The organism is Duganella sp. HH101 (genome assembly GCF_001758795.1).
GTDB lineage: Bacteria > Pseudomonadota > Gammaproteobacteria > Burkholderiales > Burkholderiaceae_D > Rugamonas > Rugamonas rivuli.
Genome location: NZ_LRON01000008.1, coordinates 138112 through 153381 on the forward strand (window position 1 = coordinate 138112; position 15270 = coordinate 153381).

Genomic DNA, 15270 nt, shown 5'->3' on the forward strand with positions numbered 1-15270 from the left:
GGCGTGGCTTCCCGGCCACGCCGATACTCGAATTTTCCCTTTTTCTCGGAATTTGTGATAACGTTATCTTATTGGATTCAAGGAGAGATGCGTGCCAGAGGCTAAATTAGGGAGTGCGGACGCCGCACCGGTGACACTGCAGAACGTGGCGGAGAAAGCCGGAGTGTCGGTAATGACGGTGTCGCGCGCGCTGAGCGGGGAGGGCTATGTCGCCGAGAAGACCCGCGCCCGGGTGCTGGCCGCCGCCAGCGAACTGGGATACTCGCCGAATATCTCGGCCAGGATGATGCGCGGCAGCCGCACCAATGTGATCGGCGTGCTGGTGAACGACCTGCAGTCGACGGTGATCAACGAGATCATCGGCGCTGTCAGCGTCGCCGTCCGCGCCCACAATATGGACCTCATCATCTACAACTCCATCGAGGAGCTGGGATCGTCCACGCGCACCGGCATCAGCCAGATCATGCGCGGCCTGTGCGACGGTCTGCTGTTCATCCTGCCGCGCCTCAAGGACGGCTACATCGACATGCTGGAGCAGAGCAGCCTGCCCATGGTGCTCATCAACTACTGCCGCACCGAGACCACGCTGCCGGTGGTGCGCGGCGATAACCGCATGGGCGGCCGCGAAGCCGTCAACCACTTGCTGCAACTGGGCCACCGCCGCATCGCCTTCATCGGCGGCTCCGTCCACACAGGCCAAAGCCAGGAGCGTCAGCGCGGCTACGCGGACGCGCTCAAGGCGGCCGGTATCGCCGTCGACAAACAACTGGTGGCGCCTGGAGATTTTGGCCAACTGTCCGGCTTCCAGGCCACCGGCAAGCTGCTGGCGCTGGCCGAACCGCCGACCGCCATCTTCGCCGCCAACGACGAAATGGCCTTCGGCGCGATGGATGCCGTGCGTGCCCATGGCCTGCGCGTGCCGCAGGACGTGTCGGTGATCGGCTTCGATGATATTCCCGCCGCCAGCCACGTGCATCCGAAACTGAGCACGCTGCGCCAGCCGCTCACCGCGATCAGCGAAGCGGCGGTGCAGGAGCTGCTGCACCGTATCACCGGCGCGGATGCACAGCAGCGCGCCGAGTTCCCGAGCCAGCTGGTGGTACGGGAATCGACCGGCCCCGCGCCTGTAGCCGGCAAGGCGCCTCGCGGCAAACGCGCCGCCGCCAAGCACTGAAAGGGACGCCGACATGCCCGCATCCAAAGCAGCACCATCGTATATGCAGCGCCTGCGCCGCGACCTGGTCAACAACAAGTGGGCTTATGCCATGCTGCTGCCGGTGCTGGCCTACTTTGTGGTGTTCCATTACGTGCCGGTCTACGGCGCGCTGATCGCCTTCAAGGACTTCAACCCCGCTTCCGGCATGGCCGGCAGCGAGTGGGTGGGGCTGGACTGGTTCAAGCAGTTCTTCAACGGCCTGTATTTCAACCGCCTGATGCTCAACACGCTGATGTTGAACGTGTACGACGTGCTGCTCGGCTTCCCGGCGCCCATCGTGCTGGCGCTGCTGATGAACGAGTTGACCAGCCTGCGCTTCAAGCAGTTCGTGCAGACCGTGACCTACCTGCCGCACTTCATCTCGGTGGTGGTGGTGTCGGGCATGGTGCTGGATTTCCTGGCCCGTGACGGCGTATTGACCAATATGCTGGTGGCGCTGGGCGCCACGCCGGATGCGGTGATGAACAACCCGGACTGGTTCCGCCGCATCTACGTCGGCTCGGAGATCTGGCAGAGCATAGGCTGGGGTTCGATCATCTACCTCGCTTCGCTGGCGGGCATCAACCCATCGCTGTACGAGGCGGCCCGCATCGACGGCGCCAACCGCTGGCAGCAGCTGCTGCACATTACGCTGCCTGGCCTGCTGCCGATCACGATGACGCTGCTGATCCTGCGCCTGGGTCAGTTGATGAGCGTGGGCTTCGAGAAGATCATCCTGCTCTACAACCCAAGCACCTACGAGACGGCCGACGTGATCTCCACCTACGTCTACCGCCACGGCATCCTCGATGCCAACTACAGCTACGCCGCCGCCGTCGGCCTGTTCAACTCCGCCATCGCGCTGGTGCTGCTGGTGGCCGCGAATGCGCTGAGCCGCCGCTGTTCCGGCAACAGTATCTGGTAAGGGAAGGGCAGACATGAGTAACGCTATGCAGACGATCAAACCGACGGCCGGACCAGGCGTGCTGCCGATGCTGCGCCGCCTGAAGCCGCGCAACGGCTGGGCCGGCGCCATCTTCGACACGTTCAACGTGGCGCTGTTGCTGGCGCTGTGCTTCATCACTTTCTATCCGTTCTACTACGTGGTGATCGCCTCGCTCAGCGATCCGCTGGAGCTGATGTCCTACCGCGGCCTGATGCTGCTGCCGCGTGGCCTGTCGCTGGAAGCCTTCCACCGCGTGTGGGACAACCCCATGGTGCGCAGCGGCTTCTTTAACACCATGCTGATCGTGGTCGGCGGCACGGCGCTCAACCTCGTGTTGACCAGCTTTGGCGCCTACGCCTTGTCGCGCAAGCGGCTGATGCTGGAAAAGCCGGTCATGCTGCTGATTATCTTCACCATGTTCTTCAGCGGCGGCCTGGTGCCGCAGTACCTGCTGGTGCGCGACCTGGGCCTCCTGGACAGCCGCTGGGCCATCGTGCTGCCGTTCGCCGTCAGCGCCTGGAACCTGATCCTGCTGCGCTCCGCCTTCAACGCCGTGCCCAAGGACTACGAGGAAGCCGCGCGCATGGACGGCGCCGGCGACTTCACGATACTGATGCAGGTCTACGTCCCGCTCTGCATGCCGACGCTGGCGGTGGTGGGGCTGTTCTATGCCGTCAGCCATTGGAACGGCTACTTCTATTCGATGATCTACCTGTCCGACCGCCACATGTTCCCGATCCAGCTGGTGCTGCGCGAGATCCTGGTTTCCGGCAGCACGGATTCGATGATGACCGGCCAGGCCGCCGGCCGCGAGGCGCTGAGCACCACGATCAAATACGCCACCGTGGTGGTGGCCACGCTGCCGGTGCTGGCGCTGTACCCCTTCCTGCAGCGTTACTTCGTCAAAGGCGTGCTGGTTGGAGGCATCAAGGAATGAACATCATGCGTCTGTTTTTTGTCCTGTGTGTGGTAACGATAACAGCTTCGGCCGCCGAGCCAACGCTGCCCATCGCCACGCAACCGCTGCATCTGAGCTGGTTCGCCAACTTCAACGGCAAGGCCGCCGTCTCCATCAACAGCTACGCGGAGCAGAGCGCTTATCAGGTGCTGGCCGCGCGCACCGGCATCGTGGTCGACTTCAACCACCCGCCGCTGGGCGCGGAGCGTGAGCGCTTCAACCTGCTGGCCGTCTCCGGCAAGTATCCGGACGTGATCGAGGCCGACTGGTTCTCCTATCCCGGCGGCTCGGCCAAGGCCTTGAGCGATGGCGTCATCATCCCGCTCAATGACCTGATCCGGCGCCACGCCCCCAACCTCCAAGCGCTGTTGGACGCCAACCCGGAAGTATTCCGCCAGATCTCCACCGACGAGGGCGTGATCTACGCTTTCCCCATGCTGCGCATCGACCCGCAGGTGCGCAGCATCTGGGGGCCGCAGATCCGTGCCGACTGGCTGGAGCGCCTCAACCTGGCCAAGCCCGAAACCATCGCCGACTGGTACCAGGTGCTGAAAGCCTTCAAGACCCGCGACCCCAATGGCAACGGCCGCGCCGACGAGATTCCGTTCTCCGCCCTGACCATCCCGGGCGAGAAGCAGGTGCCCGGCCTGCCGCCGCCGCTGTGGGTTTTCCTGGGCGGATTTGGCCTGGCGCCGGAGTTCTACCAGAAGGACGGCAAGGTCCATTACAGCGCGGCCGATCCGGCCTACCGAGACTTCCTGGCCACCATGCGCCAGTGGTACAGCGAAGGCCTGCTCGACCCCGATTACCTGTCGCAGACCGAGCGCCAGTTCGACGCCAAGATGACCAACAACCAGGTCGGCGCCTACGCGGGCTACAACGGCAGCGGCCTGGCGCGCTTCACCGCGATGAACCAGGCGCGCTTTCCCGGCTTCCATCTGGCGCCTGTGGCGTATCCGACGGCCGCCGACGGCAAGCGCTACCTGACCTGGCCGGAAGCGGGACAGATCTATCCCGGCGTGGGCGCGGCCATCAGCACCCAGAACCGCCATGTGATCGAAACCGTCAAGTATCTCGACTACGGCTACAGCCGCGAGGGCGGCCTGGCGCTCAGCTTCGGCAAGGAAGGCCTGAGTTATCGCATGGTGGAGGGCGAGCCGCGCTACACCGATCTGATACTGAAGAATCCCAAGCTGTCGGTGGCGGAAGCGATCTTCGCCCACGCCCGCCCGCAGAGCGGCCCACTGGTGCAGGACGTGCGCTACCTGAAGCAGTTCTACTCGTTGCCGGAACAGGCGGAGGCTGTGCGCATCTGGTCCGACGCGTCGGACGAGCTGCTGATGCCTGCTGTGGAAGTAGGCGCGGCCGACGCGCGCAGGTTCAACGCCATCATGAGCGACCTGAAAATCTACGTCGCCGAAATGACGACCCGCTTCATCCTCGGCCGCGAGCCGCTGGAGAACTTCGACAGCTATCGCAAGAAACTCGACCAGGCCGGCATCCAGCGCGCCATCGGCTATATGCAGAAGGCGCTGGACCGCAGCCGCGCCAAGAAGCTGCCGGGCGCCGGCCAACCTAAACGCTGATTGCACTAACCTCACTGAAACAGGAGCACATATGAACAAGCATTTCCACCAACTGGCCCAGGAACCTGGCCTCTCGGCGTTGCAAGGCCACAGCTGCAAGCTGCTGGAATTTTCGCGCCTGGTGCTGGCCGCCGGCGAAACCTACATCGGCAGCATCGAGGACGACCGCGAATGCCTGCTGGTCGCCATCGGCGGCAGCGCGCGCATCACCGTCAACGGCAAGGTGTTCGCATCGGTGGGCGGCCGCGCCACTGTCTTCGCCGGCAATCCGCATAGCGTCTACCTGCCGCGTGGCGCCAGCTACAAGGTCGAGGCGCTGACCATGTTCGACGCCGCCATGCCATCCGCCCCGTCGTCGCTGGACATCGAGCCGTACGAGATCGTGCCTGCACAAGTGAAGACCGGCACCTGGGGCACGCTGAACTACACGCGCCACTTCCGCGAAATCCTGACCGCACCGGACGGCCGTCCTGCCGCCAGCCTGATCGTCGGCGAGACGCTGACCCCATCGGGCAACTGGAGCACCTACCCGCCGCACAAGCACGAGAAGGTCGATGGCGCGGAAGTCTTCCATGAAGAGATGTACTACTTCCGCATCTCCGCACCGGAGGGCTTCGGCTTCCTGCGCCACTACGGCAGCGACGGTGAGTTCGACGACACCCACGTGGTGCGCGACAACAGCCTGATCTCCATGCCGCATGGGTATCACACCTACGCCGGTGCGCCGGGTACGCAGAGCTACTACCTGTGGTTCCTCGCGGGCGACAGCCGCAAGCAGGGCGTGAAGGCCGATCCCGCGCTGGCGTGGACGCAAAAACTGGTCGGCATGGTGTAAGCATGGCAGCCGAACTCTTTTCCCTCGCCGGCAAGACCGCACTGGTGACAGGCGGCGCAATCGGCATAGGCCAGGCGATTGCCGTCGCATTGGCACAGGCGGGCGCCGATGTCGCCATCACCGTGCATTCCGCTGCGGCAGATGAAACGCATGCGCTGGTTGCAGCCACTGGCCGCCGCTATCACGAGGTGCAGTGCGACCTTGGCGCACAGGCCGACGTGCAGGCGCTGCTCGGCGCGGTGGTCGCAGAACTGGGGCCGGTCGATATCCTGGTCAACAACGCTGGCATCATCCGCCGCGCCGATCTGACGGAGTTTGGCGAACAGGATTGGAGCGATGTCCTGGCGGTCAACCTGGATGCGGTGTGGCGTTTGTCGCAGGCGGCAGCGCGCGGCATGGTGCAGCGGGGCGGCGGCAAGATCATCAACATCGCATCGCTGTTGAGCTTCCAGGGCGGCATCCGTGTGCCTTCGTACACCGCCAGCAAACACGCCGTGGTGGGACTGACGAAAGCGTTCGCCAACGAATTGTCGTCCAAATGTGTTAACGTTAACTGCATTGCGCCTGGCTATATCGAGACGGCCAATACCGCAGCGTTGCGGCAGGACGAACAACGCAGCCGGCAGATCATGGAGCGCATTCCGGCCGGCCGCTGGGGGCGTCCGTCGGACCTCGGCGGCGCAGCCGTGTTCCTGGCATCGCCGGCGGCAGATTATGTGCACGGCCATACGCTGGTGGTCGACGGCGGCTGGATGGCGCGATGAGCGGACGCCGTTTCGATCTGGTCGCACTGGGCGAGTGCATGGTGGAGCTGCATGCCGGCGAGCCGCTGGGCGAGGCCTCGCAGCTTACCCGTGGTTTCGGCGGCGATGTGCTGAATGCGCTGGCGTCGGCGGCCCGGCAGGGCGGCAGTACGGGCTTTATCACCCGCGTCGGTGACGATCCGTTCGGACCGTCCTTGCTGCGCCAGTGGCGGCAGCTGGGCATCGACACGGAACAGGCGCCGCTGGCGGCCGGAGACAACGGCGTCTACTTCATCTCGCTACTGAAAGGCGGCGAGCGCGAATTCACTTACCGCCGCAAGGGCTCCGCCGCCTCGCGCATCGCTGCGGCCGATCTGGATGCGGCATACATCGCCTCCGCAAGCTGCATCCTGCTGTCCGGGATCACGCAGGCGATTTCGGATAGCGCGATGCAGGCCACGCTGGCGGCCGCGCGGATCGCCCGCGCATATGGCGTCAAGGTGGCGTATGACCCGAACTACCGGCCGCGCCTGTGGGCCGAACGAGGCGGCCTCGATGCTGCTAAACGGGCGTTCGACGCCTTGCTGCCGCTGGTCGACATCCTGCTGCCCAGCCACCCGACCGATTTCGAACTATTCGCCGCCGCCCCTGTGCTGGCGGCACATCCCGGTCTCGAAATGGCGATCAAGTGCGGCGCCGAAGGCAGCCTGCTGATGCTGGCCGGCGGCCCGCTGTGCATCGCCCCGGCGAAGGCCACCGTGTTCGACACCACCGGCGCTGGCGACGCATGGAACGGCGCCTATCTGCTGCATCGCGTGCGCGGCGCAGAGGCCGAACGCGCCGCCGCGCTGGCCAACCTGGCCGCCGCCGCCAAGCTGGCCCACCGTGGCGCGATTCCGCCGTCGCCGGTCTCGTCGTCGCTATCGCTATCGCCATCGGCAACCATCAATTGAACAAGGAAACCATGATCGCAACTTCTCCATCGCCGACCATTATCGACAAGCCGCAGGCCATGGATCTGGAGGCCGCGCTGCAAGCCGCGCTGACGCAGCTATCGGCCAATCTGCCGCGCTACACCATGCTGTTCCCGGACGATACCAGCCACGCCAACCACTACGAGCCGCGCCGCTTCGAACACTACGCCGACGGCGCCAACACCGGCTGGACTACCGGCTTCTGGACCGGCATGCTGTGGATGGCCCATGAACTGAGCGGCAAAGCCGAATTCCGCGAGGCCGCGCTGGCGCAGTTGCCCAGCTACGGCGAACGGCTGGCCAAGCGCATCAACATCGATCATCACGACCTCGGCTTCCTCTACATGCCGTCCTGCGTGGCCGCCTACCGCATCACCGGCGACGAGGGCGCGCGCAAGATGGCGCTGGACGCGGCCGACCACCTGATGCAGCGCTACCTGCCCAAGGCCGGCATCATCCAGGCCTGGGGCGACTTGAGCGACCCGCAACAGCGCGGCCGCATCATCATCGACTGCCTGATGAATCTACCGCTGCTGCATTGGGCCGGCGGCAAGGAGCGCCGTTCGAGCTACAAGGCGGCCGCGATGACGCACGCGCTGCGTTCGCGGGACTACCTGGTGCGCAGCGACGACTCCAGTTTCCACACCTTTCATTTCGATCCTCAGACCGGAGCGCCACTGCGCGGCAGCACCGCGCAAGGCTGGTCTGACGATTCGTGCTGGGCGCGGGGCCAGGCCTGGGGCATCTACGGTTTCGCGCTGAATCACCGCTACGCGCCGCATCTGGGACTGCTGCAAGTGGCGATGCGCCAGGCCGACTACTTCCTGCGCCGCCTGCCCGCGAACGGCATCGCCTACTGGGACCTGGCATTCGACGAACGCAGCGGCGAACCGTGGGACAGCTCAGCCAGCGCCATCGCCGTCTGCGGCCTGCTGGAGCTGTCGGACCAGTTGGAGGAGGGCGAGCCGCGCCGCCGCTACCGCGCCGCCGCGCTGCACATCCTCGATGGCCTGGTGCGGCTATGCGCCGCGCAGCCCGGCGACAGCAACGCGCTGCTGCTGCACGGCGTGTATAGCAAACCGCACGGCCACGGCGTCGACGAGGCGAATTTGTGGGGCGATTTCTTCTACCTGGAGGCACTGAGCCGCGTCGCACGCGGCATGGCCGGCTACTGGTAGATCGATTAATTCGAAGAATAGAAGGGGACAGGATGGACAGAGATTAGGAGACGTCTCGCAAGGGACCGGTGTTGTTTTCACATTCCAGGTCAGGCATGTCTTGACCAATTATAAAAGTATTGATGTACTTAACAAAAGGGAGTCGGAGATGAATGACAGCTACAACAGCAGCAAGGCGCAATTGCGTTTCCATCCGATGGCGCTGGCGGTGGCATTGACCATCGTGGGGACGGCGACACCGCATGCGGCTGAACTGGCAACGACACCGGCGGCCGACGCTCCGGTTCAACAGATCGAAGTCACGGGCATCCGCGCCTCCAAGCAGAAATCGCTGGAGAAGAAGCGCCACGCCGACGGCGTGACCGAAGTAATCAGCGCCGAAGACGTCGGCAAAATGCCGGACAAGAACGTGGCCGACGCGCTGCAAAAGCTGCCCGGCGTCGTCACCACCGCCGGCAGCGGCGGCGGCAACGGCTACGACGAGAACGACCGTGTCAGCATGCGCGGCACCAGCCCAAGCCTGGCGCTGACCACCATCAACGGGCACTCGGTAGCGACCGCCGACTGGGATCCTTCCGACATGCTGTCCAACGGCGGCGCTTCGCGTTCCGTCAGCTTCCTGCTGCTGCCGTCGGAGATCGTCTCGCAGGTGATCGTGCACAAGAGCGCGCAGGCCGACCAGCTGGAAGGCGGCGTCTCCGGCGCGATCGACATCCTCACCCGCCGTCCGCTGGAGTTCAAGAAGCCGTTCACCGCTGAAATCGGCCTGCAAGGCGTGTACTCCGATTTGTCCGGCAAGACCAACCCGCAGCTGAACGCACTGTTCAACTGGAAGAACGACACCGGCAACGCGGGCGTGATGCTGCAGGTATTCGACCAGAAGCGCCAGATCCGCCGCGACAGCCAGCAGATGACCTGGGGCGTCATCAGCCCGACCAGCGCTGCGGGCAAGGCCAACGGCGGCCAGCTGGCCGGCGCCTACTACGCGTCCGGCATTACACAGCAGCTGTTCCAGCAGGAGCGCCATCGCAGCGGCGCGGTGGTCGATGCGGAGTTCAAGGTCAATAACGATTTGACGCTGAACCTGAACGGCTTCCACTCCAAGCTGAAGGCCGAGTACCTGATGAACAACTTCGTTGTCCGTCCCGGTAACAGCATCGCCGGCGGTATCGTGCCGACCAACGTCACCCTCGCCAACGGCGTGCTGACCAACGCCCGCTTCGACAACACCGGCAACGCCACCGGCGCCCAGATCGAAACCTATTCGAATCCAAGCGCCGCCTCGCAGACCAACTTCCTCAACGGCGACTTCAAATACCGCGCCTCGGAAAACCTGCGCTTCACTGGCCAGGTCGGCAAGACCAAGGCAGACAGCGACGCCTACCTGTACGCCAACTACGCCTTCCTGCCCAACACCTCGACCGGCTACGCCTACAGCGGCGCCGGATCGCCGTTGCAGCTGTCGCTGCCGAACGGCGTCAACGCCGCCAACCTCACGGCCAACCCTGGCAACAGCGGCGCCGATGACTCCTACGCGTTGCAGCACAGCGCCGACAAGGAAAGCTACGGCAACGTGGATGGCGAGTACCGCTTCGAAGACAGCTGGCTGTCCGCCATCAAGGCCGGCGTGCGCCATTCGGATCACGAGCGCGCGGGTACGCGTCCGCTCAAGGGCGGCCCAGCGGTCAACGCGGCCAACAACGGCGCCACCGCCATCACCACGCTGCCAGGCTACGGCGGCACCGTCTATCCCGGCGACTTTGGCAATAACCTCGGCGGCGTCGGTACTGGTGGCCTGCCGCTGCTGACTTCCGACCAGGTGGTGTCGTGGTCCAACGCCAACCTGCCGACCAACCCTTCGTACAACCTGCCGGTATCGGGCGTGTTCAAGGTCAAGGAGAAAGTGGATTCCGGCTACCTGATGGCGCGCTTCGAGGGGGAGCACTGGCGCGGCGATGTCGGCCTGCGCCTGGTGCGCACCAAGGTCAGCGTCACCACCAACACCGGCGTGCCATGCGGCGTGCCGTCGGCCACCAATGGCATCACCTACGGCAGCCCGGCCCAGGCCGGCGCCTGCGCAGCCTTCGTGCCGGCTGGCGCGACGCTGACCACCGGTTCGCGCTTCGGTAACTTCTACACCATGACCACCGACAGCAGCTACACCAACAAGCTGCCGAGCGCGAACCTGGCGCTGGACGTGCACGAAGACGTGGTGGTGCGTCTGAGCGCGGCCAAGGTCATGTCCCGTCCCGACTACAGCGCCCTTGGCGCGACGTTCAGCGGCTTCGCCTACAACGTGGCCAATCCGGTGCCGTCCACCGCTACCGGCGGCAATCCGAAACTGGCGCCGGTGGTGGCGAAGAATTACAACGCAGGCGTTGAGTGGTACTTCAAACCGCGCTCGCTGCTGTCGGCACAGCTGTTCTACATCGACTTCGAATCGCTGATCGGTTCCGGCACCAGCACCCAGGTGCTGCTCAACACCGCCATCCCCGCATCGCTGGGCGGCCCTGCGCTGGTGCCGACGGTGGTCAACTCGCCGGTATCGACGAAGGGTGTTTCGAAAGGCATCGAGCTTGGTTACGAGCAGCCGGTGTGGGGCAGTTTCGGCGTGCAGGCCAACTACAGCTATGTCGACGCCAAGGAAGCCAACGGCCTGCCGATGCTGGGCTCCTCGAAGAACGCCTACACCGCCGGCGCCTATTTCGAGAACGACCAGTTCAGCGCGCGCCTGGTGTATTCCTACCGCTCGGCTTCGCGTAACGGCTTGTTCGGGCTGTCGCAGAGCTATAGCGCCGCTACCGGTACGCTGGCCGCATCGGTCAACTACATCGTCAACGACAAGCTGACGCTGACCTTCGAGGGACTGAACCTGAACAATCCGAAGCTGCGCGTCTACAACGCCGCCAGCGCCACGATCCCGTTCGAGAACAGCAGCGCGTTCTACAGCTCCGGGCGTCAGTTCTACCTCGGCCTGCGTTATAAATTCTAATTCACCTACAAGCAGAACATGAATCAAACGATGGGCAGTTTCGATATCGTCGGGGACCAGTTCCACCTGAACGGCCAGCCGTTCAGGGTGCTCTCCGGCGCCTTGCACTATTTTCGCGTCCTCCCCGAACTGTGGGAGGACCGCCTGCTCAAGCTCAAAGCCATGGGCTTGAACACGGTAGAGACCTATGTAGCCTGGAATCTGCACGAGCCCGCCGCAGGGCAGTTCCGCTACGAAGGTGGACTCGATCTGGCGGCGTTCATCCGCCTGGCCGAGTCGTTGGGTTTGTACGTGATCGTCCGGCCCGGCCCATTCATCTGTGCCGAATGGGAGTTCGGCGGCTTGCCCGCCTGGCTGCTGGCCGATCCCTACATGGAAGTGCGCTGCTGCTACCAGCCTTACCTGGAAGCTGTACGCCGTTTTTACGACGACCTTTTACCGCGCCTGCTCCCTCTCCAGATCCAGCGCGGCGGCCCGATATTGGCCATGCAGGTTGAAAATGAATACGGCAGTTACGGCAGCGATCAGCTTTACCTGACGTGGCTACGCCGTCTGATGTTGGACAGCGGGGTGGAAACCCTGCTGTTCACATCGGACGGCGCAACCGATCATATGCTCACGCACGGCACGCTGGCGCAGGTCTGGAAGAGCGCCAACTTCGGCTCGCGCGCCGAGGAGGAATTCGCCAAGCTGCGCGAGTACCAGCCGGACGGTCCGCTGATGTGCATGGAGTTCTGGAACGGCTGGTTCGACCACTGGGGCGAGCCGCACCACACCCGCGACGCCGCCGATGCCGCCGATGCGCTGGACCGCATCATGGCTTGCGGTGCGCACGTCAACGTCTACATGTTCCATGGCGGGACCAACTTCGGCTTCATGAATGGCGCTAATACAGACCTGCTGACGCGCGACTATCAACCCACCGTCAACAGCTACGACTACGACGCGCCGCTCGATGAAACCGGCCAGCCGACTGCCAAGTTCCACGCCTTCCGCGCCGTGCTGGAGAAACATGTAGCGCTGCCGCCGATGCAGCTGCCCGCGCCGGCGCCGCGCATAGCCATCGACGCGCTGACGTTCGACGCCTGCGCCGGCCTGTGGGACGCCTTGCCCTTGCTGAGCGAGGCGTATCGTGACATCGTCCCGCGCTCAATGGAGACACTGGGACAAAACTATGGCTTCATCTTGTACCGCACCGAGACTGCTCACCCACCGGGCAAGGTGATGCTGTCGCTGGAACGCCTGCACGACCGTGCGCAAGTCTTCATCAACGGCCAGCCGGCCGGCGTCATCGAACGTAACGGCCCGCTGCATCTGGAGGTCGACATTCCTGCGGGCGGCTTGACTACGCTGGAGCTGTTGGTCGAGAATCAGGGGCGCGTCAATTACGGCCCCGATCTGCAGGACCGCAAAGGCATATTGGGTTGGGTAAGGCTGGGCATCAACAAGTTATATCACTGGCAGATGTACCCGCTGCCGCTGGAGGATGTCGGCGGCCTGCCGTTCAGGTCCGGCGTAGCGGCAGACGGCCGGCCGGCCTTCCATCGCGCGCGCTTCAACGTGGCGACGCTTGGCGACACCTTCCTCGACATGGCGGGATGGCGCAAGGGCGTGGCCTGGCTTAACGGTTTCAATCTGAGCCGCTACTGGGAGTGCGGTCCGCAGACGGCACTGTATGTGCCGGCGCCTTTGCTGCGTGAGGGCGAGAACGAGTTGATCGTGCTGGAACTGCACGGTACCGGTACGCATATCGCCCGTTTGTCGGCGCAGCGTCCGTAACAGGAGAGAAAATAGATGAAGCTGAAAACTGGTCGCCGCGGGTTCCTGCGGTCCGCGATAGCAGGCAGCGTGTACGCCAGCCTGCCGCTGTCGATACGCGAGGCGCTTGCCGTACCTGCGCACAGCGTCAAGGGCAGCATCGAGGACGTGCAGCACGTGGTGATACTGATGCAGGAGAACCGCTCCTTCGACCACTATTTCGGCACGATGAACGGTGTGCGAGGCTTCGGCGACCGCTTCACGATACCGGTGCAGGGCAACCGCAATATCTGGCAGCAGTTCAACGGCCGGCGCACCGTGCTGCCGTACCGCCTGGACCAGCAGGCCGGCAACGCCCAGTGCGCGCTGGACCTGCCGCACACCTGGCCGGACGCGCAGGAAGCCTGGGACGGCGGCCGCATGCGCTTCTGGCCGCGTGCCAAGACGGATGCGTCGATGGCGTACTACGGCGAGCAGGAGCTGCCATTCCAGTTCGCGCTGGCGCAGGCCTTCACGGTGTGCGACGCTTATCACTGCTCGCTACAGGGCGGCACCAATCCGAATCGATTGTTCCTGTTCAGCGGTACCAACGATCCGGCGTCGCTGTGCGGCGGCCCTGCCATCGACAACACCAAGGACGGCCTGGGGCCGGCGGAGGATGGCTTCACCTGGGTCACATACGCGGAGCGGCTGGAGGAGGCGGGCGTCAGCTGGAAGGTCTATCAGGACATGGCCGACAACTACGACAACAACCCGCTGGTGCTGTTCCGCCAGTATCGCCAGCAGTACACGGACGGCCGCGGCGTGCTGCTGGAAAAGGGGCTGAGCTCCACGCTCAAGGGCGTGTCCGTGCAGGGGCTGAAAGACGACGTGCAGGCGGGCCGCCTGCCGCAGGTATCGTGGATCGTCGCGCCGCGCATGTATTGCGAACATCCGGGACCATCGACGCCGATCCAGGGCGGCTGGTACACGCAGCAGGTGCTGGAGGCGCTGACTTCGAATCCCGAAGTCTGGAGCAAGACCGTGTTCCTCCATATGTACGACGAAAACGACGCTTTCTTCGACCACGTGCCACCGCCGGCCGCGCCGGCATTAAACCGCGACGGCACTCGGGCCGGCAAGTCCACGCTGCCGTTCAACGACGAATGCCACACCGACGGCCGCATTTACGGCCTGGGTCCGCGCGTGCCTATGCTGGTGATTTCACCGTGGAGCAAAGGCGGTTGGGTCAACTCGCAGGTGTTCGACCACACCTCCGTCTTACAGTTCCTGGAGCGCCGCTTTGGTGTGCGCGACACCAATATCGCGCCATGGCGCCGTGCCGTTTGCGGCGACTTGACCAGCTGTTTCGATTTCGCCTCGCCCGATGCGCGCCCGCCGGTGCTGGACCCGCGCAGCAAGGAGTGGGCCGACGACCTGCGCGCCGAGCAGCGGCGCCAGCGCGGCATCGAAGTACCGGCCGCCGACGCGCAGTCGCTGCCGGTGCAGGCGGGCGGCACGCGGCCATCGCGCGCGTTGCCGTACAAGCTGAATGTGCGTGCTGAGGTGCGGCTGGCCGCCGGAGGTGTCGCCGGGCGTGATGTGGTGGCACTGAGTTTCGTCAACAGCGGCAGCGCCGGTGCGGTGTTCCATGTCTACGACCAGCTGCATCTGGATCGCCTGCCGCGCCGCTACACCGTCGAAGCGGGCAAGCAGCTGGACGATGTCTGGCAGCCGGACGCCAAGGACCAGGGGCGCTACGACCTGTGGATACTGGGTCCGAACGGATTCCACCGCCGCCTGGCCGGCAACCTGACCGCCACCACCACGGGCCTGTCGGCGGAGGCGGATAGCCGCGAAGGCAATCTGTGGCTAGCGCTGCGCAACGATGGCTCCACGCCATGCAGCGTCACGCTGGAGCTCAACGCTTACCGCATGCTGCCGCCCAAGACCATCATCCTGCAGGCGAACGGCGGTTCCTATCTGTGGCGGCAGGAGATCGCCAACCAGCACTATTGGTACGACTTCAGCGCCACCTGCGGCGATTTTGTACGGCGCTACGCCGGACGGCTGGAAACAGGCGCCCATGGCGTCAGCGATCCCGCCATGGGCGGCGTCTGACCAGC

The 15270-nt window shown here is 64.5% G+C and carries 11 protein-coding genes; all 11 read left to right on the plus strand.

From position 1 onward, the window contains the following. The first annotated feature begins 91 nt into the window (after window positions 1-91). Window positions 92-1174, plus strand: a complete 1083-nt coding sequence (locus tag DUGA2_RS14935; RefSeq protein WP_141753283.1) for a LacI family DNA-binding transcriptional regulator — start codon at window positions 92-94, stop codon at window positions 1172-1174. Window positions 1175-1187: 13 nt separating this feature from the next. Continuing rightward, window positions 1188-2120, plus strand: a complete 933-nt coding sequence (locus DUGA2_RS14940) for a sugar ABC transporter permease (RefSeq protein ID WP_070270030.1) — start codon at window positions 1188-1190, stop codon at window positions 2118-2120. Window positions 2121-2133: 13 nt separating this feature from the next. Further along, window positions 2134-3078, plus strand: coding sequence for a carbohydrate ABC transporter permease (locus DUGA2_RS14945; RefSeq protein ID WP_083296332.1), 945 nt, complete (start codon window positions 2134-2136; stop codon window positions 3076-3078). Window positions 3079-3083: 5 nt separating this feature from the next. Beyond that, window positions 3084-4685 (plus strand): extracellular solute-binding protein, encoded by a 1602-nt coding sequence (locus tag DUGA2_RS14950; RefSeq protein ID WP_168167795.1) that lies wholly within the window; start codon window positions 3084-3086, stop codon window positions 4683-4685. A 31-nt stretch (window positions 4686-4716) separates the two neighbouring features. Then, window positions 4717-5520: a 5-deoxy-glucuronate isomerase gene (locus DUGA2_RS14955; protein ID WP_070270034.1), complete on the plus strand. Its 804-nt coding sequence runs from the start codon at window positions 4717-4719 to the stop codon at window positions 5518-5520. A gap of 2 nt (window positions 5521-5522) precedes the next feature. Further along, window positions 5523-6284, plus strand: coding sequence for a 2-dehydro-3-deoxy-D-gluconate 5-dehydrogenase KduD (gene kduD / locus DUGA2_RS14960; RefSeq protein WP_070270035.1), 762 nt, complete (start codon window positions 5523-5525; stop codon window positions 6282-6284). Next, window positions 6281-7216, plus strand: a complete 936-nt coding sequence (locus DUGA2_RS14965) for a sugar kinase (protein WP_070270037.1) — start codon at window positions 6281-6283, stop codon at window positions 7214-7216. The genes kduD and DUGA2_RS14965 overlap by 4 nt, the downstream gene beginning before the upstream one ends. Before the next feature lie 11 nt (window positions 7217-7227). After that, on the plus strand, window positions 7228-8415 hold the full coding sequence (locus DUGA2_RS14970; protein WP_070270257.1) for a glycoside hydrolase family 88 protein: 1188 nt from the start codon (window positions 7228-7230) through the stop codon (window positions 8413-8415). 148 nt (window positions 8416-8563) lie between these two features. After that, window positions 8564-11407 (plus strand): TonB-dependent receptor, encoded by a 2844-nt coding sequence (locus tag DUGA2_RS14975; RefSeq protein WP_070270038.1) that lies wholly within the window; start codon window positions 8564-8566, stop codon window positions 11405-11407. Between the two features lie 18 nt (window positions 11408-11425). Continuing rightward, on the plus strand, window positions 11426-13186 hold the full coding sequence (locus tag DUGA2_RS14980; RefSeq protein ID WP_083296333.1) for a beta-galactosidase family protein: 1761 nt from the start codon (window positions 11426-11428) through the stop codon (window positions 13184-13186). A 15-nt stretch (window positions 13187-13201) separates the two neighbouring features. Then, a complete protein-coding gene (locus tag DUGA2_RS14985) occupies window positions 13202-15265 on the plus strand; it encodes a phosphocholine-specific phospholipase C (protein ID WP_070270041.1) in 2064 nt (687 codons plus the stop codon). The last annotated feature ends 5 nt before the right edge of the window (window positions 15266-15270 follow it).

Bases quoted from the DNA above. Each gene is read 5' to 3' on its own strand.
- DUGA2_RS14940 (WP_070270030.1), top strand. From the start codon at position 1,188: ATGCCCGCATCCAAAGCAGCACCATCGTATATGCAGCGCCTGCGCCGC.
- DUGA2_RS14945 (WP_083296332.1), top strand. From the start codon at position 2,134: ATGAGTAACGCTATGCAGACGATCAAACCGACGGCCGGACCAGGCGTG.
- DUGA2_RS14950 (WP_168167795.1), top strand. From the start codon at position 3,084: ATGCGTCTGTTTTTTGTCCTGTGTGTGGTAACGATAACAGCTTCGGCC.
- DUGA2_RS14955 (WP_070270034.1), top strand. From the start codon at position 4,717: ATGAACAAGCATTTCCACCAACTGGCCCAGGAACCTGGCCTCTCGGCG.
- kduD (WP_070270035.1), top strand. From the start codon at position 5,523: ATGGCAGCCGAACTCTTTTCCCTCGCCGGCAAGACCGCACTGGTGACA.
- DUGA2_RS14965 (WP_070270037.1), top strand. From the start codon at position 6,281: ATGAGCGGACGCCGTTTCGATCTGGTCGCACTGGGCGAGTGCATGGTG.
- DUGA2_RS14970 (WP_070270257.1), top strand. From the start codon at position 7,228: ATGATCGCAACTTCTCCATCGCCGACCATTATCGACAAGCCGCAGGCC.
- DUGA2_RS14975 (WP_070270038.1), top strand. From the start codon at position 8,564: ATGAATGACAGCTACAACAGCAGCAAGGCGCAATTGCGTTTCCATCCG.
- DUGA2_RS14980 (WP_083296333.1), top strand. From the start codon at position 11,426: ATGAATCAAACGATGGGCAGTTTCGATATCGTCGGGGACCAGTTCCAC.
- DUGA2_RS14985 (WP_070270041.1), top strand. From the start codon at position 13,202: ATGAAGCTGAAAACTGGTCGCCGCGGGTTCCTGCGGTCCGCGATAGCA.